Annotated in this window: 22 protein-coding genes and 2 pseudogenes; 14 read left to right on the top strand and 10 right to left on the bottom strand. The window is 67.6% G+C overall.

The window, feature by feature from the left end; genetic code table 11:
• Positions 1–148 precede the first annotated feature (148 nt).
• The 3 genes and pseudogenes from ACIPEK_RS38330 to ACIPEK_RS38320 all read left to right on the top strand — a co-directional run.
• Positions 149–955 (top strand): annotated as a pseudogene (locus ACIPEK_RS38330) (IS701 family transposase); the annotation flags it as partial.
• A gap of 71 nt (positions 956–1,026) precedes the next feature.
• Positions 1,027–1,749 (top strand): hypothetical protein, encoded by a 723-nt coding sequence (locus tag ACIPEK_RS38325; protein WP_402006176.1) that lies wholly within the window; start codon positions 1,027–1,029, stop codon positions 1,747–1,749.
• A gap of 226 nt (positions 1,750–1,975) precedes the next feature.
• Entirely contained in the window at positions 1,976–2,686 is a 711-nt protein-coding gene (locus tag ACIPEK_RS38320; RefSeq protein WP_402006146.1) for a hypothetical protein, read from the top strand.
• A gap of 127 nt (positions 2,687–2,813) precedes the next feature.
• On the opposite strand, the gene ACIPEK_RS38315 is transcribed toward ACIPEK_RS38320, so the two are convergent.
• The gene (locus ACIPEK_RS38315) at positions 2,814–3,344 is read right to left on the bottom strand and encodes a transposase (protein WP_402006167.1); all 531 of its coding nucleotides are present in this window, start codon (positions 3,342–3,344) and stop codon (positions 2,814–2,816) included.
• Positions 3,332–3,418 (bottom strand): transposase, encoded by an 87-nt coding sequence (locus ACIPEK_RS38310; RefSeq protein WP_402006164.1) that lies wholly within the window; start codon positions 3,416–3,418, stop codon positions 3,332–3,334. The genes ACIPEK_RS38315 and ACIPEK_RS38310 overlap by 13 nt, the downstream gene beginning before the upstream one ends.
• A gap of 605 nt (positions 3,419–4,023) precedes the next feature.
• Here ACIPEK_RS38310 and ACIPEK_RS38305 point away from each other — a divergent pair.
• Complete coding sequence (locus tag ACIPEK_RS38305) at positions 4,024–4,935, top strand: IS982 family transposase (RefSeq protein ID WP_402006143.1); 912 nt, start codon at positions 4,024–4,026, stop codon at positions 4,933–4,935.
• 312 nt (positions 4,936–5,247) lie between these two features.
• Here the strand turns inward: ACIPEK_RS38305 and ACIPEK_RS38300 are convergent, their stop codons facing one another.
• Positions 5,248–5,763, bottom strand: coding sequence for a MarR family winged helix-turn-helix transcriptional regulator (locus tag ACIPEK_RS38300; RefSeq protein ID WP_402006140.1), 516 nt, complete (start codon positions 5,761–5,763; stop codon positions 5,248–5,250).
• Between the two features lie 117 nt (positions 5,764–5,880).
• Between ACIPEK_RS38300 and ACIPEK_RS38295 the strand changes: the two genes are divergently transcribed.
• Complete coding sequence (locus ACIPEK_RS38295) at positions 5,881–6,294, top strand: organic hydroperoxide resistance protein (protein ID WP_383079252.1); 414 nt, start codon at positions 5,881–5,883, stop codon at positions 6,292–6,294.
• A gap of 620 nt (positions 6,295–6,914) precedes the next feature.
• On the opposite strand, the gene ACIPEK_RS38290 is transcribed toward ACIPEK_RS38295, so the two are convergent.
• Complete coding sequence (locus ACIPEK_RS38290) at positions 6,915–8,168, bottom strand: MFS transporter (protein WP_402006137.1); 1,254 nt, start codon at positions 8,166–8,168, stop codon at positions 6,915–6,917.
• Positions 8,169–8,185: 17 nt separating this feature from the next.
• Positions 8,186–8,650, bottom strand: coding sequence for a hypothetical protein (locus ACIPEK_RS38285; protein ID WP_402006173.1), 465 nt, complete (start codon positions 8,648–8,650; stop codon positions 8,186–8,188).
• A 21-nt stretch (positions 8,651–8,671) separates the two neighbouring features.
• Here ACIPEK_RS38285 and ACIPEK_RS38280 point away from each other — a divergent pair.
• Both ACIPEK_RS38280 and ACIPEK_RS38275 read left to right on the top strand, forming a co-directional pair.
• Positions 8,672–9,461 (top strand): annotated as a pseudogene (locus ACIPEK_RS38280) (hypothetical protein); the annotation flags it as partial.
• Between the two features lie 512 nt (positions 9,462–9,973).
• A complete protein-coding gene (locus ACIPEK_RS38275) occupies positions 9,974–11,458 on the top strand; it encodes a peptidoglycan D,D-transpeptidase FtsI family protein (protein WP_402006134.1) in 1,485 nt (494 codons plus the stop codon).
• Positions 11,459–12,142: 684 nt separating this feature from the next.
• Here the strand turns inward: ACIPEK_RS38275 and ACIPEK_RS38270 are convergent.
• On the bottom strand, positions 12,143–12,979 hold the full coding sequence (locus ACIPEK_RS38270) for a DUF6042 family protein (RefSeq protein ID WP_402006131.1): 837 nt from the start codon (positions 12,977–12,979) through the stop codon (positions 12,143–12,145).
• 335 nt (positions 12,980–13,314) lie between these two features.
• Here ACIPEK_RS38270 and ACIPEK_RS38265 point away from each other — a divergent pair, with 335 nt between their 5' ends.
• On the top strand, positions 13,315–14,079 hold the full coding sequence (locus tag ACIPEK_RS38265) for an HIT family protein (RefSeq protein ID WP_402006128.1): 765 nt from the start codon (positions 13,315–13,317) through the stop codon (positions 14,077–14,079).
• Between the two features lie 355 nt (positions 14,080–14,434).
• On the opposite strand, the gene ACIPEK_RS38260 is transcribed toward ACIPEK_RS38265, so the two are convergent.
• Positions 14,435–14,971: a LysR family substrate-binding domain-containing protein gene (locus ACIPEK_RS38260; protein WP_402006161.1), complete on the bottom strand. Its 537-nt coding sequence runs from the start codon at positions 14,969–14,971 to the stop codon at positions 14,435–14,437.
• 90 nt (positions 14,972–15,061) lie between these two features.
• Between ACIPEK_RS38260 and ACIPEK_RS38255 the strand changes: the two genes are divergently transcribed.
• The gene (locus tag ACIPEK_RS38255; protein WP_402006158.1) at positions 15,062–16,012 is read left to right on the top strand and encodes an aldo/keto reductase; all 951 of its coding nucleotides are present in this window, start codon (positions 15,062–15,064) and stop codon (positions 16,010–16,012) included.
• 36 nt (positions 16,013–16,048) lie between these two features.
• The gene (locus ACIPEK_RS38250; protein ID WP_402006125.1) at positions 16,049–16,471 is read left to right on the top strand and encodes an SRPBCC family protein; all 423 of its coding nucleotides are present in this window, start codon (positions 16,049–16,051) and stop codon (positions 16,469–16,471) included.
• 130 nt (positions 16,472–16,601) lie between these two features.
• Here ACIPEK_RS38250 and ACIPEK_RS38245 read toward each other — a convergent pair whose 3' ends face one another.
• On the bottom strand, positions 16,602–17,429 hold the full coding sequence (locus ACIPEK_RS38245) for an EamA family transporter (RefSeq protein ID WP_402006155.1): 828 nt from the start codon (positions 17,427–17,429) through the stop codon (positions 16,602–16,604).
• A 149-nt stretch (positions 17,430–17,578) separates the two neighbouring features.
• On the opposite strand from ACIPEK_RS38245, the gene ACIPEK_RS38240 reads away from it, so the two are divergent.
• The 3 genes from ACIPEK_RS38240 to ACIPEK_RS38230 all read left to right on the top strand — a co-directional run bounded on the left by ACIPEK_RS38240 (position 17,579) and on the right by ACIPEK_RS38230 (position 22,772).
• Positions 17,579–18,448, top strand: a complete 870-nt coding sequence (locus ACIPEK_RS38240; protein WP_402006122.1) for a LysR family transcriptional regulator — start codon at positions 17,579–17,581, stop codon at positions 18,446–18,448.
• A 545-nt stretch (positions 18,449–18,993) separates the two neighbouring features.
• Positions 18,994–20,403: an amino acid permease gene (locus ACIPEK_RS38235; RefSeq protein ID WP_402006119.1), complete on the top strand. Its 1,410-nt coding sequence runs from the start codon at positions 18,994–18,996 to the stop codon at positions 20,401–20,403.
• A 728-nt stretch (positions 20,404–21,131) separates the two neighbouring features.
• Complete coding sequence (locus ACIPEK_RS38230; RefSeq protein WP_402006116.1) at positions 21,132–22,772, top strand: cytochrome bc complex cytochrome b subunit; 1,641 nt, start codon at positions 21,132–21,134, stop codon at positions 22,770–22,772.
• A 9-nt stretch (positions 22,773–22,781) separates the two neighbouring features.
• On the opposite strand, the gene ACIPEK_RS38225 is transcribed toward ACIPEK_RS38230, so the two are convergent.
• Both ACIPEK_RS38225 and ctaD read right to left on the bottom strand, forming a co-directional pair.
• On the bottom strand, positions 22,782–23,171 hold the full coding sequence (locus ACIPEK_RS38225; protein ID WP_402006113.1) for a cytochrome c oxidase subunit 4: 390 nt from the start codon (positions 23,169–23,171) through the stop codon (positions 22,782–22,784).
• Positions 23,168–24,805: a cytochrome c oxidase subunit I gene (ctaD, locus tag ACIPEK_RS38220; protein ID WP_402006152.1), complete on the bottom strand. Its 1,638-nt coding sequence runs from the start codon at positions 24,803–24,805 to the stop codon at positions 23,168–23,170. Before ctaD ends, ACIPEK_RS38225 begins: the two co-directional genes overlap by 4 nt.
• Positions 24,806–25,391: 586 nt before the next feature.
• Here ctaD and ACIPEK_RS38215 point away from each other — a divergent pair.
• Positions 25,392–26,564 carry a helix-turn-helix transcriptional regulator gene (locus ACIPEK_RS38215; RefSeq protein WP_402006110.1) on the top strand — a complete coding sequence of 391 codons (1,173 nt, stop codon included), beginning with the start codon at positions 25,392–25,394 and terminating at the stop codon, positions 26,562–26,564.
• Positions 26,565–26,623 lie beyond the last annotated feature (59 nt).

The following is a 26,623-nucleotide window of genomic DNA, read 5'->3' as shown; positions in this document are numbered from 1 at the left end:
CCTCCTGGCCACCTGGACCGGCGCCTGCTCGATATGCGGCCAACCCGCACCAACCCCCGAACCCCACCACAGGACCTAACAAAGCCCTACTAGTAGTACTTCGTTAGGTTGATTTGATCTTGGATTTTGGGTCAGGCATGCTGCTCGTGTGGGCTTGGGGGAGATCGAGCAACTCCGGGGTGACTTGGCCGAGTTCGTGGCTGAGGTGTTCGGGTCGGTGCCGCGGAGGGATCAGCGGGCGAAGGGAGACTGCTATCTGCGTGGGCTGATGCTGGACGGCCGAAGGAAGTCGATCCAGTCGATGGCCGAGCGGCTGCCGGACGGCGATATGCAGGCCTTGCAGCAGTTCGTGAACCAGTCTCCGTGGGACCACGCCGCGGTGTTGCGGGCGGTGGCCGTCAAGACGGTTCCGGTCGTGGATCCCGAGGTCTGGGTGATCGATGACGTGTCGTTCCTTAAGGACGGCAAGATGTCGGTGGCGGTGGCCCGGCAGTGGTGCGGAGCGCTGGGCAAGCAGTCCAACTGCCAGGTCGCGGTCAGCCTGCACGCCGCGAGCGACACCGCCTCGGTGCCGATCTCGTGGCGGCTGTTCTTGCCGGCCGAGTGGCAGGACGACACCGCGCGTCGGGCCGGGGCAGGCGTGCCCGATGAGCTGGGACACCGGGAGAAGTGGCGTCTGGCCCTGGACCTGATCGACGAGGCGATCGGCTGGGGCTTGGAACCCAAGGTGATCGTCGCGGATGCCGGATATGGCCAGAACACTGCGTTCCGGCAGGCTCTGGCCGACCGCGGACTGGACTTCATCGTCGCGGTGAGAGCGGATGAATCCGCCCATCGGTACGACGCCGTGCCCACCGCACCGGCCTGGAGCGGGAACGGACGCAAGCCCGCCGCCCGCTACCGCACCACAGCGCTCCCGCTGAAGGACCTGGCCGCCGAGACGGGACGCACGGCTGGACGTCACTCGATACGGCGGACCTTGAGCTGGCGGCCTCCGAAACGGCGCGGGTACGCACCACCATCCGGGTGCCCAGGGACGCCGCCGCCGGGGAGCGATACGGCGTCATCTGGGCGCAGACGGGCACCCCCACGGACCGCTCGCACAATCTGACGATGCTGGGCCGGGTGGGCGTCCGTATGTACATCGACGTCGGTCCCGGTGGTGAGCCACCCTCGGACTTCAAGATCGAGCGGCTTTATCCGACCCGAGCCCGCGACGGGCGGGGGGAGGTTCGCGCCCGGATCCACAACACGGGGGGCCGTGCCCTGGACATCAGCGGGGCACTCTCCCTCTTCGACGGGCCGGGCGGACTGCGCGCTGGACCGTTCTCGGCCGCCAAGATGGGCACCACACTGGCTCCGGGCGACCTTGCGGAGGCGGTCGTCCCGCTGGACGCACGGCTGCCGGACGGCCCGTGGACCGCGGCGCTCACGCTCAAAAGCGGCTGGTCGAGCACACCACGCGCGCCACCGTCACCTTCCCGACGCCTCCCGGTAGCGCCGGAGCGGTCGCCGCGTCGGCCGCCCAGCAAGGGCACTTCCCCACCCCTGTGGTCGCCGGGCTTTCAGTACTCGTCCTCAGAGCTCTGTGCCTTCTGCTCTCCAAGTTCCTCCGGCGCCGCCGGTGACCACTCCGACCGAGCCCCGCCCCCGCAGCCGGCTGATCTGCTCCGTGGGCGACGCATGACGGTCGTCATCGAGCGCGTCACCGCTCCTTTTGCGCCGGCGCCATCCTCGCGGGCGCTGTGACCTCGGCGCACCACTCGCCCACCCACTGTGTTTGTCGACTCTCGTGTGCTCGCCGCGATCACCGCCGTGTCGTATTCGCGAGCCCACTTGCGGAAGCATAAAGTGATATTCATGTCGCGATGAGTATCTACGGCTTGTTATCGACGGTTTGGAAGCGGAGATGTCGGTGTTCAGGCAGGGGAGAGGGCGGGCTGGAGCAAGCCGCGGCACGGGAGGTATGGGCGGCATGTTTCGATTGTGGCTGAGGGTGCGGGCCCGCAAGACGGGGGCGGTCATGATGGCCAGGCTGGCCGTCCTGGCGATCGTCCTGGCCACAGCCTGGACCGCCACGGTTCAGCGCGCCTACGTCGCCCAGGTCAACGACGGGACGGTGCCGGTGATCGACACCTTCACCACCACCGGCCTCACCGAACCCAGTGACACCGCCACTACTGACCCCGGCGGCACCGACAGTACCGGCAGTACCGACCTCACATTTACGGTCATCCCGGTCGGCCAACCCTTCCTGACCATCGCCAAGAGTCACGCGGACACCTTCACCCGGGGCGAGGGTGGCGTTTACGCCATCACTGTGGGTAACGTCACCGTGGCCGGCCCGACCAATGGCACCACGGTCACCGTCCACGACATCCTCCCCGCAGGTCTTTGGGCCGACAGGATCACCGGCAGGGGATGGCACTGCATTCTGGCCACCCTCACCTGTACACGCAGCGACGTCTTGCCTGCCGGGCACAGCTACCCGCCCGTCACCCTGAAGGTCGAGGTCTCCTGCAACGCCCGTGCACGGGTCACCAACACCGCTACCGTCACTGGAGGCGGTGACACCACCACCCACACCGCCACCGACACCACCGCGATCAAGCACCACGAGCACCACGGGCACGACGGCGACGGGCGCGACGGGCGTCATGACCACTGCGATCGCCACGACCACTGACAACACTCAGCTCGCGTGGACGTAGCGGAAGGCGTGCAGGTCCTCCGCCTCTGCGTTGGTCGGGTCTATCCTGAATTAGGTGTTTTTCACCGTTTCGGTCTAGTAGTTGATGGTTGGTCTGGTCGGCCTACACTCGTCCGGCGGTCAGGCGGCCGTCGAAGAGCAGCTCGAACTCGCTGAGCGCCTTCTTCCACTTGTTGTTCCAGCGTTGCCTGCCGCGTCCGGTGGGATCGAGGGCGAGGGTGGCCAGGTACAGGCGCTTGAGGGCGGCCTGTTCCGAGGGGAAGTGCCCGCAGGCGGTGGCGGCCCTGCGGTAGCGGGCGTTCAAGGACTCTATGGCGTTGGTGGTGTACACGATTTCACGAATGGCTTCCGGGAAGGACAGGAACGGGGTGAACTCACTCCAGGCCCGTTGCCACGCGGTGGCGATGGAGCCGTATTTGCCGCCCCACTTCGCGTCGAAGTCCTTCAGGCGCCGCTCGGCCTGGTCCGCGTCGGCCGCAGTGTAGACGGGCTTGAGGTCGGCGGCGACCTCGGCCCAGTCCCGCCGCGAGCAGTAACGCGGGCTCGATCTGATCAGGTGGACGATGCAGCGCTGGACCACGGTCTGCGGCCAGATCTGGGCCACGGCCTCGGGCAGGGCGGTCAGGCGTCGCATACCAGTATGAGCACGTCCTTCACGCCGCGATTGCGCAGGTCGGTCAGGACCTGGGCCCAGAACTTGGCGCCCACGGCCCCGTCGCCGGCCTACAGGCCCACAGGCCCACAGGCCCAGGATCTCGCGGTAGCCGTCGGCGGTGACCGCGATGGCGACGTAGATCGGTCGATTCGCCACCTGGCCGTCGCGGATCCTCACGTGCGCGGCGTCCACGAAGACCACCGGGTAGACCGGGTCGAGCGGGCGGGGTGCGCCAGTCCGCCATCGAGTCCAGGGCACTGCGGGTGAAGTAGGGGCGCCATTAACGAGAGGCGAACCAGGTGCCAACTAGAGCAAAGTGCCAGGCCAGAGACTCGTGATCTTGATTTGCGGGGAGGTCTAGTCCGAGACGCCAAGCGGGCCGAAAATCCATGAACGCGTGGTAATGGTTGCTGGTCACCAGCTCACGCTTCGTCACTCTCCGATATCCGTCACGTGGTTCGCCTCTCGTTAACAGCGCCCCCGGTCGCGGCGCCGACACTGGGGTGCCCTTCGGCGAGCCGTCGCGCCCGGTCCTTGCCGCCAGTGAGAGGCAGCCGACGCATCGCCGCCGATCACCGAGCCGGACGCCAACCAGCACCGGGTAATTGACGCCATCAAGCAACTCACGTCACAGAACGAGGGCGTCCAAGATCGTTTTGTGACGAACAACCTGGACACCCTCGCGACGGCACTCTATGCGACGACCGACGATCTGCTGAAAGCACGTCCGGACCTGGCTCCGGAGCGGCCGGCCGTGGGGATCGCGCCACAGCTCACCGACGCCGAGCTGGTCACCCTGGCGATGATGCAGGCCATGCTCGGTTTCACCTCCGAGGCCAGGTGGATGCATGCCCGGGTCCACCTGCGGCATCTCTTCCCGTACCTGCCGCAGCAATCCGGCTACAACAAGCGGCTGCGCAAGGCCGCCGAACTGCTGCGCCGGGTCACCCGGATCCTGGCCACCAGGACCTCCGTCTGGAGCGACGATGTGTGGGTCGTGGACTCCACACCCGTGAAATGCGGCCGCTCGCGGGAGACCGTGAAACGCTCCGATCTGGCCGGATGGGCGCAGTACGGCTACTGCGCCAGCCACAGCCGCTTCTTCTGGGGCCTTCGGCTGCACCTGGTGTGCACCCTCCAGGGCCTGCCGGTCGCCTTCGCCCTGACCGGGGCCAAGGCCGACGAGCGCGAGACCCTGTTGGACCTGCTCGCGGCCGAGTCGCACATCCTCGCCACCCGGCCCGGCCAGACCCTGATCGGAGACAAGAAGTACTACGGCCGCGCCTTCGAACACGAACTCCCCGCACAGGGCCTCCGATTGCTACGGCCAACCCGCGAGGGCGAACGTCAGCGGCCCGGCGGGTCCCTGTTCAAGCCGTTGCGGCAGGTCATCGAATCCGTCAACGAAACCTTCAAGGGACAGCTCGACCTCGAGCACCACCGAGGACGGACACCCCGCGGCGTCATCACCCGCGTGATGCAGCGCATACTCGCGCTGACTGCCGTGATCCGGCACAACGACCACACCGGACAAGCAAGCCCCCGCCGGCTCACCTCGTACGATCACTGAGCCCTTGGGCTTGATCATCTAGGGAAGAGGCCGAGCGGACGCGACTGTTCAAGCTGCTGAAGCGGGACGCCTGGTCCGATGACCCATTCCTTGCCGGGCAGATGCGCCGGCACTGCAAACGCGGACGCAACCGCACCCACAACCAGATCGTGGTCCGCGCCGACCAGTACAAGACCTTCACCCTCACCGTCTCGCCCACCGCACATCCCGCCGAGTCCGCTGCCTCGCCTGCAACAGAGCCATCGCCCAGGACGCCGCACCCCCCTTCCCGCGAAGATCCCCTGCAGAACCGCCCACGCCTGGTGAACGACGCTACTTCTCGGACACTGTGTCGGCGCAGCGCGGGTTCTCCTCCAGTGCCGCCGTGTCCAGGGCTGCCGTGAGTCGGTTGAGGCGGGCTCGCAGGTTGCTGATCTCGTCGAGGTCGAAGCCGGTTGCCGCGACGATCCGGCGCGGCACGGCCAGCGCCCGCTCGCGCAGTGCCGTGCCCTCGTTCGTGAGGTGGATGTGCACCGACCGTTCGTCCTGGGCGCTGCGCTCGCGCCGTACCAGGCCCGCCGCCTCCAACCGCTTCAGCAGCGGTGACAGCGTGCCGGAGTCGAGCCGCAGGTGCTCTCCCAGCGTCTTCACCGGCAGTTCGCCGTGCTCCCAGAGCGCCAGCATTACCAGGTACTGGGGATAGGTGAGCCCAAGGTCCTTGAGGAGTGCGCGGTACACGCTGCCGAAGGCGCGTGACGCAGCGTTCAAGGAAAAGCAGATCTGCTGGTCGAGGCGGAGGTAGTCGGCCTCGGACAGGGCCTCACGGCTCGGGCTGGGCATGGAGGTCATGGATCCAGCATAACCCTGCGCACCACTGGATTGTGCACAATTTAATTGTGTGCTTTCCTGGGGTGGAAGCGGCTGGACAGTGCCGCTGGGACATGACTTTCGAGAGGAATCGCTTTCATGGAAGCGCTCTACACCGCCGTCGCCACCGCCACCCACGGCCGAGAGGGCCGCGCCGTCACCCCCGACGGCAAGCTGGATCTGCAGCTGGCCATCCCGGTGGAGATGGGCGGCAGCGGTCAGGGCACGAACCCGGAGCAGTTGTTCGCCGCCGGTTACGCCGCCTGCTTCGCCAGTGCCCTGGGCCTCGTCGGCCGTCAGGCCAAGATCGATGTCAGTGACGCCGCCGTGACCGGTGAGGTCGGCATCGGCAAGCAGGGTGAGGGTTTCGGTCTCGCGGTCACATTGCGAGTGGAGCTTCCCGAGACCGTCGACGAGGCCGCCGGCCGCAAGCTGGTCGAGCAGGCTCACCAGGTCTGCCCCTACTCCAACGCGACCCGAGGCAACATCCCGGTCGAGCTCGTTATCGAGTAGCGCTCCGGGTGACGATGGGCCGGTGTCCGGGACCGGCCCCACTGGCTCGGGCCGGCCTCGCCGCGCGTCTGCTCCACTGCGAGCTTGCCCTACCTCGTCGCCACCGCCCGGTGGCGCTTGGGATGGTTTGTGCCGCATTCGACCGCGCGGCGTTCGCGGTAGTCGGTCTTGTCGAACTTCACCGGCCGACCGCCCTGGGAACCGAACTGCTTGCGGTTGCCGATCCTGGTCCGCTGGGGTCGGCATCGCGGCCTCAATGCTGCGTCTAAGCAGGAAGTGCGGGGCGCGTACACCCTTTCGGTGACGGAGACCTTAGCGGGGGTGTATGCGAGGTACAGGGGCGTGGCAACTAAACGTCGCTCGTCGGTGCAGGGGAGAACGGCCAAGCACGGGCATGCCGGCAAGTCTTACCTGCGGCAGCCAGATGGGATCGGCGTCGGCGCATTCAGCAGTGATGCGGCACGGCTGCCACACGACGTATGCCAGGAATCCATGCCCGTATCCGACGTGCGGCGCATCGCCCACAGCCCTCTCTTTGGGAAGCGTGCGCATGGATCGGAACTCTTCCTGGAAGGCATTGATGCATTTTCCGGAGTAAGCAAGCTGCCACGGTGCGGCCGCTAGGTCCGCCTCCGCGGCGTCGAGGGGCTCCGGCCTCGGTCCGCTGTCCGGGCTCGCGTGTTCGGACGGGCCTTTGCAGTCCGTGCCGCCTTCGCTGCAGGCAGCAGCCACTCGCCGAGCAGCACCGCGCAGGCTCCGACGGTCAGTAACCCGCCCGCGAGAAAGGCGCCCCGCACGTCGGCGAGCGACAGGACCAGTCCCCCGATCGCGGCGCCCGCCGCGATACCGGCGTTGTAGGCACCGGAGTTGGCCGCGAGGGCGAAATCCGTGCGGCCTGGTGCGCAACGCAGCATCTCGTTCTGAGTGGCCATGAACACCGGCCCGAGTGCACCACCCATCAACACCAAGAACACCACCGCTGCCGCGGGGTCGGTGCCAGCCGCGTACAGGCCGAGCATGCCCACCGCCTGGGTGGCTACGGCGGTGGTCAGCGTGGCGTGCGGGAAGCGGTCCAGCAGCGCCCCGGTGATGCTCACTCCGGCCAGACAAGCGACACCGAAAGCCATGAACAGGACGCTGACTGTGTTCGGGGAGAACCCGCTCACTTCGCCCAGGAACTTGACGATGTAGGTGTATCCCGCGAACGCGCCGGTGGCGGACAGGGTGCCGGCGGTCAGCACGGTCCCGAACCGGTGGGCGTCGGGGCTGGTTCCGTGGGCGGCGTGCCCTTCTTCCGGACGCGAGGTCGGCAGCAGGACGGCGATCGTCACGAGGGAGACGACTCCCAGACCCGCCAGCACCACGAGTGGCACGGGCCAGTCGCTCTGCTGGCCCAGCCAAGTCCCGGCGGGGACACCGAGCACAAGGGCGAGCGAACCGGCGACGGACAGCGTCCCGACCACATGCCCGCGGACCTCGGGCGGGAACAGGCCCACCGCGACCGGCCCCATCACGGCCCAGAACAGCGCCTGGGCGAGCGCGGTCAGTAGCCGCGCCGCGAGCAGCAGCCAGTAGGAGGTGGACAGCGCCGCGACCAGACTGGACACGATGAGCGCGACCAGCAGTCCGGTGAGCACATGACGTCGGGGCGTGGCCCGCGTGATGTGGGCCAGCGGCAGGGACGCCACCGCGACCGTCACGCCGTAACCGGTGACCAGGTAGCCGACCGCTGACACTGACACCCGTAAGTCCTGGGAGATGAGTTCCAGGAGGCCGATCGGCAGATTCTCCGCGGTGTTGAAAGTGAAGGCGGCCAGCATCAAAGCCGCGAGCACCGCCAGCCTGTGCCATGGAGCCGGTTGCGTCGTGACCATACGGCCTCTCCTTGTTCTCACCCGTCACGCTGTGCCGGCCACACCACAACCGAGCTGCTTTCAACGTGCCGATCGAGCCGGTAGGAGCCCGTCGCCGTACGGCTGGCCAAAAGCACACGTGACCAAGCAACCGAACCGTAACTGGTCAACCCGAGACAGGCGATGGTGACGGTCGCCGACCACGTCGCGGAGCCGGTGGATGAGCTGGTTGCCTTGCGCGCCTCGACGCGGACGGCCCGGCCGTCTGCGGGGGCCCGGGTGAGGCTGTTGAGTTTGGCGGTGGCGGCATCGAGGCTGACCCTGGAGTCCTTCGACCTCGCCGCGTCAGCTGTTGCCTCGGGCCTCCCGGATGCGTTCGCCACGAACGCGACCGGCCAGGTGAACTGGTCCATGTGGACATCAAGAAACGCAAGCCGCGCCCCCAACCTCGCAGGGCATAAGCGCCGCTTCAACTTCGTCCGCATCCCGGTGGTGACGAACAAGAAGAGCGAGGCGGAGGTCGTCCGCTTCCGCCGCCGTGGATCGAGTCCTTCGTCAAGACCGGGTACGCGCACTACTGCACCCTGCTGCCGACGGCGTTCACCGACGACGACGCCACCGTCCGCCAAGTGGCGGCGATGCTGGGCTTCCTGTTCAGCATGGAGAGTCTGGCGCTGTCGCTGGGCTGCGACCGGACCCAACTCGAGCTGGCCCTCGCCCAGTCGCATCCGCAGGAGCCGCCGAAGAAGGCGCTGCTGTGGGCGGCTCAGGTGCAGCTCGGGCACCTCTCCCGCGCGGACCTTCGGGCGAGGTGCGACGAACTGCTCGGCAACCCCTTGGTGGTACCCGCCTATCCGCGCTACCTCAGCGGCTTCGTACATGCCCTGGAGCCCGTCCCGGGCCTCACCGACTTTGTAGTGGAGGCAGTCTCGAACGCGTTCGGACGGCTGCCGGACCCGGTGCTCCTGCCTTGGCTGCCGACCCTGATCACCACCCTGCGATCGGGCGGCGCCGAGCTGGCCCCGCTGCTGATCCGTGAGGCCGGGCGGATCTTCCCCGGCCGGCTCGCAGCGCTGGACGAGTGGGTACCGCCGTGGCGGGCGCAGCCGGAAGCCGTGCCTACGGCGCGGCGCGCGGACGCCGGCCGCGGTTGCACGCTGCTCGCTGCCCACCGCGGCGTGCGACGCGGTGGCGAGCCTGCTGGGCTGTGACGGGACGTGGGAGACGGTGGACCCCGGCCCGCCGGGCGCGGCACTGGCCGGTCGCCATCCGGATACGGCTGTGGCGCTGGAGGTGCTGCTGGCCGGCGCCTGATCTCGGTGGGGTGGAAGCCCGCGCAGCGGATCCGCGGTCGGCGGCGACCGGTGCCGCAGGCGCCCCGACGGCCCGGCAAGCGGTGCCGCAGACGCCCCGACGCGGCCCGGCGAGCGCGCCCAGGTCCGGCCGCAGCGGGTCGAGTCCGCGGGCAGCTGCCGGGCGACGGCCGCAGGCACGTCCACCTGGCGTCCTCCAGCCGGCCTGCCCCGGTGGTAGAGGAGATCGAAACGGTAAATGTGGCTGTCCTCTGCGATGACCTGCCCGCACACCTGCCGGAGCCGTCTGGGAAGATCGGCCCTCGACCCGGTCACGGTCACCTCTCGCTCATCGGTGTGGGCACCCTCGGCCGGCCAGAATCGCCGTCACCTCGACGACCAGGGTTTCCGCCCGGAGAACTCCCAGTAGTTCGGTCCATGGGCAGGAGCAGCGAAGGTGCCTTGGTGCAACCACGCGGTCCGCAGATGCATCTCCATTGTTGAAGATCGAATGGTTCGGGAAGCGAGAAAACGATGAACAGGCCGTTGCGGCACATAGCCGTCTTCTGTGGACTGCTGGTGCTGGCTTTGCTGCTCCGGGCGAACTGGCTCCAGTATTTCCAGAGCGATGCTCTTGCCACTGACGAGCACAATCGCCGGGTGAAGATCGCTCAGTTCGCCACCCCGCGCGGCGACATCATCGTGGGTGGTGACCCGATCACCGGTTCGAAGGCGGTCTCCGGCACGGACTTCAAGTACCAGCGGACCTTCAAACAGGGCGCGATGTACGCTCCGGTAACCGGGTATGCCTCACAGGCACAGGGCATGTCCCTGCTGGAGAAGACGTACGACAGCGTGCTCAGCGGCCAGGACGACCGGTTCGCCTTCCGGCACGCCAAAGACATTCTCACCGGCGAGCAGCGCCGCAGCGGCGATGTGATCACCACGATCAACCCGAAGGCCCAGAAGGCGGGCTACAAGGGGCTGACCGACCTCGGTGCCCGCGGCGCGGTCGTTGCCCTTGACCCGCGCACCGGAAAGGTACTCGCGCTGGTCTCCACGCCTTCCTACGACCCGTCCGTCTTCGCCGGGAATTCATTCAAGGAGGGCGACAGGTTCCAGGGCCTCGTCGACGACAAGAGCAAGCCCCTGGCCAACCGCCCGCTGCGCGAGACCTTCCCGCCCGGCTCGACGTTCAAGATCCTCACGGCGGCCGCCGCTCTGGAGAACGGTGTGGTCACCGACGTCGACGCGGCGTCCGACGCCGTTTCCCCGTACCCTCTGCCACTCTCCTCGAACAAGATCAGCAGTGAAGCCGGCGACGCGGTCTGCAACAAGGCGTCCATGAAGACCGCCATGCAGTATTCCTGCAACAACGTCTTCCTCGACGCGGCCTCCAAGGTCGGCGCGGACAAGATGCGCGAGACAGCGGAGAAATTCGGCTTCAACGCCGACGTCTACTCCGATGAGTTCGGCGACATGCTCGCCACCAAAAGCCTCTATCCGAGCCAACTGGACAAGCCGGGGACCGCGCTGACGGGCATGGGCCAGGGCAGCCTCACCAGCACTCCGATGCAGATGGCCATGGTGACCGCTGCTCTCGCCAACGACGGCAAGCTGATGCAGCCGTACATCGTCGAAGAGCTGCGCGGCCCCGACCTGTCGACCCTGGAGAAGCACGAACCGAAACTCAAGAGCCAGGCCGTCTCTGAGGAGACGTCGAAGAAGGTCCAGGAAATGATGGAGTTCACCGCCAAGGAGGGCAGCGCCCAACGGGCTCTGATCGACGGCGTCACGGTCGGTGGCAAGACCGGCACGGCGCAGCGCGGTGTGAATGTGAATGACGAGGTGCCGTACGGCTGGTTCGTCTCGTACGGCAAGAAGGCGGACGGGGCGTCGGTGGCGGTTGCGGTCTTCATCGATCCGACGGACATGGACATCTCCCGCTCGGACATCTCGGGCGGACGGTTGGGCGGACCGATCGCGAAGCGCGTGATGCAAGCAGTGCTGGGAAACTGAGGGATCGGCTCTTTTGATGATTCTGCGGCCTGATCCGCAGGACAGAACCAGGGCTTTGTCAGGTGTGAGGCCGGGTTGTGATTCCGGTGGTCCGCTGCGGGTATGAGGGCGGATGAACCAGCCTCATGGATGGTCGGCGCAAGCCGATGCGGCCGATGGCCGAACGGCCTGAGACTGATCACCAGCGATGGCAGCAGTTCATGACCGCCGCGGTTGTCGGACGGAACGGCTGGGGCAAATCCACGCTGCTCGGCGTGATGGCTGGTGCGGGCGGTGATGCGGCACCATACGGGCCTTTACGTACATCGATGCCCGTGAAGGCGACCCTGAGACCGGCCGGATCACGCCGACCCATCGCTTCGCTGCTGCCGACGCAGGGTCCATGGACGCCCGGATCAGATCCGCCACCGGCTGATGTGAAAGCTGCACCCACTCACGCATGCCCGCGCCGTGGGCACGCGGGGGCGGAACGGATCAACCCGGGCGGCTACACCCGTCAAGTCCGGGACTGGGGTGCGCGAGACCTCACGGTCATCTTTCGCGCACCCCTGGGGCGGGCTGGGCCGGCAGACCGCCCAGATGTTCATCGGTCGTCCCTCGCATACCCGGGGCATGCCACGCCAGCCGTATCGTCCGGGCATGTGCGTCCCGGCCCGGACCATGCGCATCGTGACCTGGTGCGCGTTACTCCCGGGGTGCGGGCTCGCCCTCCGGGCCCGGGAAATCGGTCGGGAGGGTGACTTCCATCTGCCCTTCGTCAGTCATTCCGTGGATACCGATGCGGGTGGCGTCGAACTGAGTCCAGTCGCACCACAGGCGGAACACCTTGTGCGGAGGCAGGTCCGTGATGTCGAGACTGGTGGTGAAGTCGCCTTCGTTCAGAAGCAGCTGGACGGCCTGGCGGGCGTCGTGAGGGTCCCCGCCGATGGCGCGGGCAAGCCGTTCAAGGCTGGTAGTGAGCTCTGATTGCCGGTCCCCATCGGGATGGAACAAGTTGATGATCTTGTAGGAGTCGTCTTCGTAGGCGGCTTCGAAGCGCAACCGGCGCTGGATGGCGGCTTCCTCCTCGGTCAGCGGGAAGACATCGGCGGGCGCGGGCAACGGGTGCGCAGGATGCAGGCGCAGCACACCGTCCCTGCCGGGGATCTCGTGGATGACGTCGGCCGCTACCAAGAGCGTGATCACGTCGTCGTTGGTTTGGAGTGGAGGCAGTCCGTAATGCGCGGCATATCGGGCTGCGTCGGCCATCTGCCGGCGCACTTCGGCCCGCTCGTCCTCGTCCCAAGTCGAGGGGTTCTCCCAACAGGAGAGGTTCAGATCCCCGTCCGGGTTTGACGCGCTGCATACAAACCGCGTCATGTCCTTCCTGGCGAGCGGGGTCTCTTCCGATACCAGGCCTGTCAGGAGAAATGTCAGGGCATGGGGCCGCAAGCGTGCCCACCCGCCGCGCATCACTTCGTGGAAGTGCTGCTCACGGTTCTGCTCCGACCAGTCCTTCAAGGGCTCCGTCTTCATCAGCATGAACTCCTTCGCGGCAACGGCATGCTGGCACAAGGATGTCAGGTAGCCCGCACCTCGGGGCAGAGGTCGCAAGACGAGTTCGATGTAGTCGATCTCGGCGAAATCGACCTGAAGCCACGGGGCCTTGGAGAAGCTGTTCGTCGACCGTGGCCACCACAGGGTGCGGGCTCCTGCGACTGACGGATGCACTCGGCCGCGGAACACTGGACACGTGCGGGCCGGCAGCCGTCGATCGGAAACGGCAGGTGGCTGCCGCTGATCGAAGGCGGAGCGTTGAGATGCCGGCTTTTCTGGGCGGCAGGACGTGCTACGTCGTGAGCAGGCACCTCTCGAGAGTGGATCTGGTGGATTCCCTTGTCCGGTTCGATAGTGGCGATGAGGACAACTCGCACGGCCTGGCCTCCCTCGACCTGATGACCGGCGGTGTGGCACTGGAGCCGGAGTATGCCGACTGGCGGGTGCTCGGGCTCTGCCCGGGTGCCGGCCTGCTGGCCCTCGTGCGGGGCTGCGTCTACCGGGGCGCGGATCCCGCGCTTGGCGATTTACGCTTTGCCGTCTCAGCGGATCGGCGGAGAGGAGAGAGTGTGTCACCGGAGCAGCAATCCCATGACCTTGAAGCCTACGAGGCCGGGGTGCGTGGCGGCCCGTGCTTTGTGTGTGAGTTCGTGGCGGGTGCCCCTGGCTCTGCGCATGTCACGGTGTATGAGGACGACCAGCACGTCGCCTTCCTTGACCGGTATCCGACAGTGCCGGGGAAGGTGCTCGTGGCCCCAAAGGCTCACATCGAGCACGCTGTTCGCGATCTGAACGAGTCTGATTACCTGCGACTGATGTCGGTGGTCCGGAAGGTGGCCCTGGCGGTGGAGGCGGTGATGAAACCCGAGCGTACGTACCTGCTGTCCCTTGGAAGTCAGCAGGGGAATTCACATCTTCATTGGCATATCGCCGGCCTCCCTGTGGGAACCCCGTACCGCCAACAGCAGTTTCACGCTTTGATGGCCGAGAATGGCGTGCTGTCCTTCACGGACGAGGAGGCTGCCGCAACGGGCGAACGCTTGCGCGCGGCACTTTCCGAGGGCTGGGTGGCCGGCAGCGAGTAGGCGGTGATGGGCCGCTGCCGCGCGGCCCGGACTCAGGCGGTCGCCACAGCCGCGACAGTCTCGTTCCCCGGTCGGCTCCGTACCCTCGGGCATAGGGCGTGGAGCCCGACCGTGAACCGTCCCGCGGCTCCCTGCTGAACGAGTGCACCGAGGCCCCGCTTCGGGGTATCGGCGCCCGGCGTTCAAGCACTGGAGCGATGCTTACGGATGGGTGCAACGGTTGCATGGAGGTCCTGAAGGAGGAGACCTTCATGACGCCCACCGTCGGACCGGAGTGCCGCATCTCGGGCGGCGTTGGTACAGCTCGTACGACGACACCTACGTCGATGACACCAAGGCCCTTGCTTCCCTCCGCTCAGGTGGCACCTCGCTCCACGAGGACTGTTTCGCGGAACGAGGCCACCACGGGACGTAGATCGACACGGTGCCGGACCGCCCACAGATGCACCGACCCCCCATACCAGGGGAGTTCACGCACCACGATGCCTTCGTTCGTGCCACGCACCATGCTCCTCTGGACGAACGCAAGGCCGAGACCGGAGGCGACCAAGCCCAGGGCGGTGAGCGGATCGGCTGCATCGAGGCGGATGTCCGGTGTGAAGCCGGAGGCCACGCACGACGCGACGAACGTGTCACGCCAGGCCGGGTCGTGTGAGTCACCCACCGCGATCCAGGGCTGACCGTTCAAGACATCGGGCGTCAACTCCGCCTGCCCGGCCAGGAGATGATCTACGGGCAGCGCGAGCAGCAGCGGATCCTGAAGCAAAGGAGCTGCCTTCAGATCCGGGTCGTCCTCGGGTGGCGGTGTGCGCACCAGCGCGATGTCCAGACTGCGCTGGCGCAGGCCCTCGAACTGCTCGGCCGACTCCTGGTCGTACAGCGCAACGTGAATACCGGGGCGTTCCTCGCGCAGGGCGCGAAGGGCGGTGGGCAGGACGTCCGTGTGCGTGCGCTCGGTTTCGGCACCGCTCCGCTCGGCAACATGTTCCGCGCGATCCCCGACGAAGAGGCGGCGGCCACCGTCGAAGCCGCCTGGGACCAGGGCATCCGCTACTTCGACACCGCGCCCTTCTACGGCGCTGGTCTCTCCGAGATCCGCCTCGGCGACGTACTGTCACAGCACCCGCGCGACGAGTTCGTCCTCAGCACGAAGGTCGGCCGCGTCATCCTCGACGAGATCGAGGACCCCGCTGCCCGGGACCTCGGCGAGAAGGGCGGACTCTTCGAGCACGGCCGTCCGAACAAGATGGTCAACGACTACACCGCCGAAGCCACCCTGCGCTCCATCGAGGACAGCCTCAAGCGCCTCAGGACCGACCGCCTCGACATCGTGTGGGTGCACGACGTTGCGCAGGACTTTTACGGAGACGAGTGGCCGGCCGCCCACGAGTCGGCCCGCACGGGGGCCTTCCGCGTCCTGCAGACGCTGCGAGAGGAGGGCGTCATCAAGGCCTGGGGCCTGGGCGTCAACCGCGTAGAACCGTTGGAACTCACCCTCGATCTCGACGAGCCGAAGCCCGACGCCTTCCTCCTCGCCGGCCGCTACACGCTCCTCGACCACGACCGGGCCCTGCAGCGCCTGCTGCCGGACGCCGCAACCCAGGGTGTGGACATCGTCGTCGGCGGTCCGTACAGCTCGGGAATCCTCGCCGGAGGAACGCACTTCGATTACCAGAAGGCGCCCGCGGCCGTCATCGACAAGGTGGAGCGGATCAAGGCACTCGCCGAGCGACACAGGATCGGCGTCAAGGCCGCCGCGCTGCAGTTCTCCCTTGCCCACTCGGCGACGGTGGCCGCGGTCCCCGGCGCCACGAAGCCCAGCCGCATCGCGGAAGACCTCGCCGCTCTCGATGAGACGGTTCCGGCCGCCTTCTGGACGGCGCTGCGCGAGCAGAAGCCGATCACCGACTCCGCGCCCGTACCCGCCGCCTAAACCGTTCCTCCTGACTCGGTTCCCCAGGAGAATCCCGTGGCCACAACCACCGCATCCATCGACATTCCCTTATCGCCGGACCGCATCCGGCAGCTCATCGGCGGCTTCGGCTCGCTTCCCGACTGGCTGCCCTACATCCCCACCAGCGAACTCAGCGAGGGCGGACGCGTCCGTACCCTCGCCAACGAGGACGGCGTCATCGTCGAGCGTCTCGAGTCCTTCGACGACAAGGCCCGCACCTACAGCTACTCCATCCTCCGGGCCCCCTTCCCTGCCATCGGTTACCTCTCCACCCTTACCGTGCATGACGTGCCCGGGCGGGACGCGGCCCGCGTGGAGTGGTCCGGCACCTTCATTCCGAACGCCATCAGCGACGATGAGGCCATCGCCCTGTTCCACGGCATCTATACCGAGGGCCTCGCCGCGCTGCACCAGACACTCACCGTTGAAGCCGGCTGACAGGTGGCCGAGACCCAGTTGCCCACGGACGCCGGAGCCCGTCGAAGCCACGGCCGGTCATCGGATGGTGTGTCCTTGAGGGCGGCATAGAACGAGGCAGGCTCAAGGTGGGTGTGATCGGTGAACACCTTTATGGGGCGGTCTTCTCCTTGAGGTGCTGAGCGACTGTGCCCACGGCGAGGGCGTTGGCGGTTACGATCACGGCGATGGCCAGCCACGATGCCATCCCGATGTGCTGGCCCAGCACGAACAGGCCGACCAGGGCGGCGAACACCGGGTTGACACTCATGAAGATCCCGAAAAAGTGGGTCGGGATCCGGCGCAACGCGAGCAGGTCAGCCAGGAACGGCACGGCGGAGGAAAGCACTCCGGCGGCCAGCGCGCACAGCAGAGCGGGGGCCGTGGGGCGGTGGAGCCACAGGACCGCGACGCCTACGGGCAGGTAGAGCAGGCCGGAGACGGCCGCGGCCGCGGCCGAACCCTGCAGGCCTGGCAGGCGCTCGCCCACGGTGCGGTTGAGCAGGATGTAACAGCCCCAGCAGACGGCGGCGAGCAGGGCCAGACCTATGCCGAGGTAGTCGGTGCTCGGTCGGGGGCGCGTGAGGAGCACCACGGCCGCGGCGACGGCGAGGGCGCAGACCAGATTGGTACGGCGGCGGGAGCCGGCCAGGGCCACGGTGAGCGGGCCGAGGAACTCCAGGGTGACCGCGAGACCGAGACCGATCCGGTCGATCGCCATGTACAGCGCGAGGTTCATGGCGGCGAACACCGCCGCCAGGCCCAGCACGGGCCGCCATTGCGCGGTGGTGAATGACTGCAGCTTCGGTCGGCCCGCGCCCAGCAGCACAGCGGCTGCCACCCACTGGCGCACCGCCACAACGCCTACCGGCCCGAGGACCGGGAAGGCGAGGGCGGCCACCGACGCCCCGACCTGATTGGACAGACCGCTGCCCAGCATCAGGGCGATCCCGGACAGCCGGGGCGGGGCCGTCGGCGGTGCGGCCCCGGCTGTCATTTCGGTACGAGCATCGGCTGTCATGACACGACCATCTGCCACGACGATGCATACGCAAAATGCATTGGACGCACCATCTATACACTTGGCGCATGAATGGTCGTACGGAGCTTGAGCTGCGGCACCTGCGCTGCCTGGTCACCATCGTCGACACCGGCGGCTTCACCGACGCAGCGATCGAGCTCGGTGTCTCCCAGGCCGCGGTCTCCCGCACCCTGATTGCGTTGGAGCGAATCCTCGGCGTACGGCTGCTGCACCGCACCAGCCGTACCGTCACCCCCACCACCGCCGGCGTACAGGTACTCGCCGGCGCCCGCCACCTGCTCGCCGACGCCGATGAACTGGTGCGCCTGGCCACCACTGGCCATGCCCGCCTGCGCGTCGGCCACGCATGGTCGGCGATGGGCCGCCACACCACCGAGTTCCAGCGGCGCTGGCACGACCGCCGCCCCGATGTCGAACTGCACCTGATCCGCCACAACACCCCCACCGGTGGCCTGGCCGAGGGCCTGTGCGACCTGGCCGTCGTCCGCACCGCCATCGACACCCGCCGTTATGCCCACGCCCTTGTCGGCCAGGAGCGTCGCTGTGTGGCCCTGGCCTCAGACGACCCATGGGCCAAGCGCCGCAGTGTCCGGCTGGAGGAAATCCGCGAGCGCACCCTCGTCGTCGACCGCCGCACCGGCACAACCACCCTGGACCTGTGGCCCGACGGTTTCCGCCCCGCCGTGGAGTACACCCAGGACATCGACGACTGGCTGGCCGCCATCGCCACCGGCCGCTGCGTCGGCGTCACTCCACAGGCCACGGCCACCCAGTACCGCCGTGACGGCATCGCCTACCGGCCCCTGCGTGACGCCGACCCCGTTCCTGTCCACCTCATCTGGCGCCGGCATGACCCCCACCCTGCTACTCACGCCGCCGTCGCCCTGCTCTGCGACCTCTACCGTGAAGACGCCTGACACCGAGCTCTCGACACGGAGTCTTGAAACGGTTCTGCCGGGGTGGCACGTCCGGGGTCACCTCCGGAGGCCCGAGAATCGGCTGTGCCGGCCGTCGATCAGCATGTGCGCCGATCGCAGCTCCTTGGGGCGGTTCATTCCGCTGGTCACGAGCACATCCCCACCGCATCCAGAAGCCGAGGAAGCCGCTGTCCGATTCCTCGTTTCGCGGGACGTACTTGTCGTGGGCGCAGGGCCTTCCGGGCCCGTCAGGAGGGTGATCCCCGGCTGCAGTGGGCGCTGGAGCCTTTGAGCCCATGGAGAAGGATGCGCGGCCGCGCGGGCTCAGCTCCGTCCGATTTTCGGTCGCGGCCAGCACCTCGGTGAACATTCACCGGTGATTTGTTGTGCGGTGTCCGATAACCGAGCATGGAAGCCTCCCCCCGGCGGTTCCCGCAGCAGGCGTGCGCCCGCACGCTGGGCCGCCGCTGCGCGGACCGGGGGTCGTGGCACTGCCTCGCGGGGCAGGCGACGGTACCCAGCACGATGAAAGGCGCACGATCCCCATGCACGACACCGGAACCGTCTCGCAATCGGCTCCGGCCCCGACCCAAGGCCCCGACTCCGCCGGGACGGGGCAGCTTGCGTCCCCGGAGCGGGAAGGGGGCAGCCGGCACGCCCGGCGCTTCGGGCTTCCGGTTGCCACCGCACTGGTCATGGGCAACATCATCGGCGGCGGCATCTTCCTGCTCCCCGCGTCCGTCGCCCCGTACGGCACCATCAGCCTCGTCGCCTTCGGCGTGCTCACCATCGGCGCCATCGCACTCGCGCTCGTCTTCGGGCGGCTCGCGCAGCGCGACCCGCGGACCGGCGGGCCGTACGTCTACGTGCGCGAGGCCTTCGGCGATTTCGCGGGCTTCCTGGCTGCCTGGTCGTACTGGATCACCTCCTGGGTGAGCAACGCGGCGCTCGCCGTCACCGCCGTGGGCTACCTGGACGTGCTGCTGCCCCTGCACGACTCGCCGTGGCTGATGATGACCGCCGCACTCGTCGTGCAGTGGCTGCCGGCTCTCGCCAACCTCGCCGGGACCCGTTACGTCGGCGCGGTGCAGCTCGTCTCCACCGTGCTGAAGTTCGTGCCTTTGCTGCTGGTCGCGATCGGCGGGCTGTTCTTCTTCGACCCGGACAACCTCGGTCCCTTTCAGGCCACGGACGGTGGCGCCCTCGGCGCGGTCTCCGCGTCCGCCGCGATCCTGCTCTTCAGCTACCTCGGCGTCGAGTCGGCGGCGGTCAGCGCGGGTGAGGTGCGCAATCCGAGGCGCAACGTCGGGCGGGCGACCGTCCTCGGCACGCTCGGCGCGGCGCTGGTGTACCTGCTGGGCACCCTCGCCGTATTCGGTACCGTCGCGCACGACAAGCTGCTCACCTCCAGCGCCCCCTTCACCGACGCCGTCAACGCCATGTTCGGCGGCACATGGGGCGGCGCGGTAGTCGCCTGCGCGGCGCTGGTGTCGATCGTGGGCGCGCTCAACGGCTGGACGCTGCTCAGCGCCCAGACCGGGTACGCCGCCGCCCGCGACGGGCTGTTCCCGGCACGCTTCGGGGTGAAGCGGCGGGGTGTGCCCATCTTCGGTGTGATCGTCACGGTCGTCCTCGCCTCGTTGCTGACTGTCTACAACTACACGGCCGGGACAGCGCGTGTGTTCGAGATACTGGTGCTGGTGACGACCTTCACCGCGACCGTCCCGTACCTCCTGGCGACGGCGGCCCAGCTGTATTTCCTCGTCTCGGGACAGCGCGACCGGGTTCGCCCGGCTCGCCTCGCCCGTGACGCCGTGCTCGCGCTGGCTGCCTTCGGCTTCTCCATATGGCTCCTGGCGGGCTCCGGCTACGCAGCCGTCTACCAGGGCGTGCTGTTTCTCTTCGCGGGTGTCCTGGTCTACGCATGGATGTCGGCCCGCAAAGCACGCGCCTGACGCCTCGGCGGGGGACTGGTCAGCCGACCGGCCAGGTGTGGACGGGTGCGTTGGAGTGCCTGTGCTCGACGTGCTGGCAGGTCATCGGGCGCAGTCCTCCACAGCCGCATGCGCGCTTGCCCCAGGACGGCCGACGGCGGCCACACCGATGGCGGATGCGCGACGGCTCGGCGTCGATCTCGTGGACCATCTTCATCACGTGTGGGGCGGCCGTGCGGTCGCCGCGTCGACGGGCCGCGGCCCGGCCCCCGCATGGGCGATCCGGAGTCGGACGGACTGCGGGGCACTGCACGCCGGTGGCGCACACCTCGCATCCCGCTCGTGGAAGGCCGGCGGTGTGGCGGCCGTGGGTGCCGGGGTTCTGAGAGTTCCCGTCGTGGGGGTCTGACGCGGACCGGATGCGCGCGGAGACGGCCGGCTGAGGAGGAAGTCGTCGATGTTCAGCGTTCCGTCAACTGCCCATGGAGATCGCCGGTCGGGCGAACGGAGTCATGCAGGCGAGGGCGATGGGGCGACGCGCATCACCCCTTGCGGCGGCGGGGCCCCGCGCATCGCTCGCGGGTGGGCCCGACGCACCGGCCCCACCCTGCACGTCAGGACCAAGTCGGCCGATCAGGTGCCGATCCCGCGATTCTGCGTAGTCCCTTCGAGTAATGCGTTACCCATAAAGGGCGAACCGGAACAATAGGGGGCGGGGGGTGGAAGGAAGATCGACGGGAGAGTGGTGCATGCCCCCGCGGAGGCGTAAGGCGCAGCTGAAGGCCCGGGCCGGGCAGGCGGCGGTCAGTGGATACGGTGCGGTGGATGCGCGCCTGCCCGTCAGTGAGCTGGCCAGGCAGTTGCTGCGCAAGGCCTTTCCCGACCACTGGTCTTTTCTCCTCGGCGAGATCGCCCTCTACTCCTTCGTGGTCCTGCTCCTCACCGGTGTGTACCTCACCCTGTTCTTCGACCCGAGCATGATGGAGAGCGTCTACACCGGTTCCTATGCGCCCCTTCAGGGCGTGAGGATGACGCAGGCCTACACCACGACCCTCGACATCAGCTTCGCCGTGCGCGGAGGCCTGCTGATCCGTCAGATCCACCACTGGGCGGCACTGGTGTTCGTCGCCGCGATCGCCGTCCATATGCTGCGGATCTTCTTCACCGGCGCCTTCCGTAAGCCGCGGGAGGCCAACTGGATCGTGGGCGTGACACTGTTCGTACTCGCGCTCCTCGAAGGATTCGCGGGCTACTCGCTGCCCGACGACCTGCTGTCCGGTACGGGCCTGAGGACGGCGGCCACCATCGTGGGGTCGATCCCTGTCGTCGGAACGTACTTGGAGCTGTTCGTCTTCGGCGGGCAGTTCCCGGGCAATGACGTGATCCCCCGTCTCTATCCCGTGCATGTCCTGCTCGTGCCCGGCCTGATCGTGGCGCTGATCACCGCTCATCTCATCCTGGTGGTCTACCTCAAACACACGCACTGGGCGGGTCAGGGGAAGACCAATGAGAACGCCGTCGGCGCACCGGCGTTTCCTCACTTCACCGCGAAGACCACAGGTTTCTTCCTCATGGTGTTCGGCGTACTGACTTTGCTGGGCGCGCTCGCCCAGATCAACCCCGTATGGAACTACGGCCCTTACCGCGCCAACCAGGTTTCCGGTAACGCACAGCCGGACTGGTATGTCGGATTCCTGGAGGGCGCGCTCCGGCTGATGCCGCCGTGGGAGACCGACATCGCGGGCCACACCATCATGTGGAATGTGTTCATTCCGGCGATCGTGCTGCCAGGCATGGTCTTCACCGTGCTGTTCCTCTATCCCTTCTTCGAGAAATGGGTGACGGGCGACCGCAGGGAACACCATCTGTGCGACCGGCCGCGCAACCGGCCGACCCGTACGGGGCTCGGAGTGGCGGCCATCGTCTTCTACGCCGTTCTCCTGGTCGCCGGCGGCAACGACGTCGTCGCCTTCTCGTTCAGGGTTTCGGTCGAGGTCATGATCTGGATCCTCAGAACCGCGCTGATCGCCGCCCCGCTCCTGGCCTTCGCGCTGACCAAACGCCTCTGCCTCGCCCTTCAGATGCGAGACCGCCGTCGGCTGACCGAGGGCGTGGAGACCGGCCAGGTGACCCAGTCGCTGAACGGCGACCTCTCGGAGAGCCACCGCGGCCTGAGCCCGACAGCCCGCTACCGCATCCTGATGCGTGATGTCCCGACGCCCCTGGAGCTCCCCGCGCAGGGCCCGATCTCGCGTCGGCGACGGCTTCGGTCCGTACTGAGCGGCTGGTACTACGGGGACCGCGTGGAACTGCCCGCCACGGACGAGCAACGGTCCCGGATCGCCGAGCGGACCGCGCCGCCGGAGCCGGTCCGCGAGCCCGAGGACTGAGAGCCGCCCTCAGCCCTGGGCGCGCGCGTATTGGAAGACCATTCCGAACACCCCTGCCAGGACCAGGCCCAGCCCGATCACGAAGAGCCACAGACCGAACACCACACCGAGAGCGAGCACGGCCGTTCCTGTGGCTGTCAGCGACGGCCAGATGCTGTGCGGAGGAAAGAAGTCCACCGGACCGGACCGCTCATGGATGTGTCCGTCCCCGCGGTCCTCGGGGCGCAGTCCCTTCCTCCGGTAGTTGGTGGCGAAGAAGAACGTGACCAGGGACGCCATGAGGAACGAGATGGTAAGAGCCGCCGTGCCTGTCGGATCCCGGGACCACACGGCGTAGAGAACATCGGTCACGAGAAAGAACCCCGCGACCCCGGCGAAGAGAACGGCCTCGGTCTTCATTCGCCCGCCCCCTCTGCGGCGCCCGATGCGGAGTGGGACGCGCCTCGGCCGAGGCCCGGCTGCTCTGGCGTGAGGGGGTGGTGCAGGTCGAAGGCCGGCGAGTCGGAACGCACGCGAGGCAAAGCCCGGAAATTGTGCCTCGGGGGCGGGCAGGAGGTCGCCCACTCCAGGGAGCGGCCGAACCCCCACGGATCGTCCACCTCGACCTTCGGCGCGTAACGGCTGGTGTGCCACACGTTGTACAGGAATGGCAGTGTCGACAGGCCCAGCAGAAAGGAGCCGGCGGACGAGATCGTATTGAGCAGGGTGAAGCCGTCCGCCGCGAGATAGTCGGCGTAACGCCGGGGCATTCCGGCCTCACCCAGCCAGTGCTGGACCAGAAAGGTCAGCTGAAAGCCGACGAACAAGGTCCAGAAATGGATACGTCCGATGCGTTCATCCAGCATGCGTCCGGTCAACTTGGGCCACCAGAAGTAGAAGCCGCCGAACATTGCGAAGACCACTGTTCCGAAGAGCACGTAATGGAGGTGGGCGACGATGAAGTACGAATCGGTGAGATGGAAGTCCAGCGGGGGTGAGGCGATCAGCACTCCACTGAGGCCGCCGAGGAGAAAAGTCACGAGGAAGCCGATCGCCCAGAGCATGGGTGTCTCGAACGAGATACTGCCGTGCCACATGGTGCCGATCCAGTTGAAGAACTTGACACCGGTGGGCACGGCGATGATGAACGACATGGCGGAGAAGAAGGGCAGGAGAACGGCTCCCGTCGCGAACATGTGGTGGGCCCAGACGACCGCCGAGAGCATGGTGATGCTGATCGTGGCCATCACCATTCCGAAATACCCGAACATCGGCTTCCGGCTGAACGCGGGAATGATCTCGCTGACCACTCCGAAGAAGGGCAACGCGACAATGTAGACCTCGGGGTGACCGAAGAACCAGAACAGGTGCTGCCACAGCAGTGCCCCGCCGTTCGCGGAGTCGAAAACATGCGCCCCGAACTTCCGGTCGGCTTCGAGGGCGAGCAGCGTGGCCGCGAGCACCGGAAAAGCGAGCAGCGCGAGGATCGAGGTGAACAGAACGTTCCAGGTGAAGATCGGCATCCGGAACATGGTCATACCCGGGGCGCGCAGGCAGACGATCGTAGTGATGAAATTGACCGATGCCAGGGTCGTGCTGATCCCCGACAGCACCAGGCCCATGGTCCAGAGGTCTCCGCCTGCGCCGGGCGAGAAGACGGCACTGTTCAGTGGGGCGTAGGCGAACCAGCCGAAGTGTGCCGCGCCGCCGGGCACCATGAATCCGGACACCACGATGATTCCGCCGAAGAGGAAGAGCCAGTAGGTGAGCGCGTTGAGGCGGGGGAATGCGACGTCGGGTGCGCCGATCTGAAGCGGCATGATGGCGTTCGCGAAGCCGCCGAACATCGGCGTGGCGAACAGCAGCATCATGATGGTGCCGTGGATGGTGAACAGCTGGTTGTATTGTTCTGCGCCGACGATCTGAAGTCCTGGCCGGGCCAGTTCCGCTCGCATGAGCATGGCCATCACTCCGGCCAGCAGGAAGAACCCGAACGCGGTGACCATGTAGAGATTGCCGATGACCTTGTGGTCCGTGGTCGTCAGCCAGCCCATGAGCCTCACACCGGCATTGATGCGCTTGTTGGCCACCGGCTCGGCCGACGCGGCTTCCTGCAGGTCCTGCGCCATCGGTTCTCCGTCCCTCCCGGTTGACTCGATGGTGGAGCCTGCCACCGTGGACGGCCCGCACGACTGGCGGTGACACCTCGAATTTCACCAGTTCACCGGTGCTCCGATCGGGTGTCCCAGGAGCCAGCCGCGTCCGGGGTGCCCGGCCACGAGTCGGACCGTCGTCACGTCTGGTGCGACTGCCGGGGCGGACCGGGTGACGGCGCGTCTGTTCGCGCGGGAATGCGGGACTGTGCCCTGGCAGCGGACCAGCCGCGTTCCGGCCCCGCAGCCGGCGGGCGAACCGGGCGGTGCCGACCCCGCACGGGCCGGGCGCCGTAGGCGGCCCCCGGGCCGACCGTTCCCCGAGCGATCCCAGCACCGGACCGCCCTCAGGACCGCCCCTCGGCCGCCCCGAAAGGCGTCGTATCGCGCACGGAGCCAGCCGGATAATGTGATCAACTGGCAGTGGCGGTACAGCGACAAGGGGCGGGCCAGTGGCGGACGATGCGGCAGGGACCGGGGCACTCCGATGTCGCGGCGTGTGTCCGATGCGGGCGCCCGGTCGTTCCCGGTGCCGCTGCGTCGAGGGACGGCACTGAGCGCGCATGGCCCTCGCCCGTCCGGCGTCGCACCGGATGCGGCAGAGGCATCCCTGCTCACGTTCCTCGGGCTGGAGCCGTTGGAGGACGCCGTGTACCGGCTCCTCGTCGACCGGCCCGACAGTGAACCCGCCGCGCTCGCGGGCGAGTCGACGGGGTGCGCAGAAGATGTCGCGCGCGCCCTCGACGTCCTGGTGGAGCGCGGTCTTGCCAGCGCCCGACCTGCGGGCGATGCCGTCCTCCGTTATCGGGCCTCCTCTCCCGGGCTCGCTCTCGGCCCCCTGCTGGAATCCCGCCGGGCGGCCTTGCGTCGCGTCGAGTCGCTCGTGACGACCCTGGCCGAACGGCACCGTTCCGCCCAGGCCCACGCCTCGGGAGCGCCGGTCGAGGTGCTGTCGGGGGCGGCAGCGATCCGGCACAGGCTCCTGCTGATGCAGGATCAGGCCACCATCGAGGTATGCACCATGATGCCGCTGCGTGAGGTCCATGCCGTGATCACCGTCGAGGACAACCACGACGAGATCGAAGACGTGCTGATGCGGCGCGGGGTCGCTCTCCGTAGCGTCATCGAGCGCGACTGGCTCGAACGTCCCGAAATGGCGGCGACTGCAGCCGCCTACGCCGCTCAGGGGCAGCACATCTCCGTAGTCGACGGACTTCCCATTAAATTGATCATCGTCGACCGTCGGACGGCCCTGCTGCCGCTCACCCCGGAGCGCGACGACGTCGATCCGGTCGCACTGGCCGTGCACGGTACCGGACTGCTCACCGCGCTCAGTTCGCTCTTCGAAGCGCACTTCGAGAGGGGCTGGCGCCTGCTGCCCTCCGGCGTGGACCCCGGGGCCGGGCACACCGGCGGGGCCGGACTCGACGCCGTGGACCGGCAGATCGTCTCCCTGTTGTACGTGGGACTCACCGACGCAGCCATCGCCCGTCAGCTCGGCATGGGGCACCGTACCGTCCAGCGCCGCCTGCAGTCCCTCATGGCCGAGGTGGGGGCGGCCACCCGTTTCCAGCTGGGCTGGCATGCGGCGTGCAGCGGCTGGCTGGACGAGGCGGACGCGCAAAGCGCCCCGAACCGGGGGGAAAACAGGGCCGTTTGAGGCGTATTTACGCCTCGGCGTGTTCACGCCAGGGACATCTCTTGTACGCCCCACCGACG

Origin of the sequence: Streptomyces sp. NPDC088246, from assembly GCF_044741025.1 — a bacterium.
Lineage (GTDB): Bacteria > Actinomycetota > Actinomycetes > Streptomycetales > Streptomycetaceae > Streptomyces.
The sequence above is the reverse complement of the archived record's forward strand: the minus strand, read 5'-3'. Positions and strand labels throughout refer to the sequence as shown.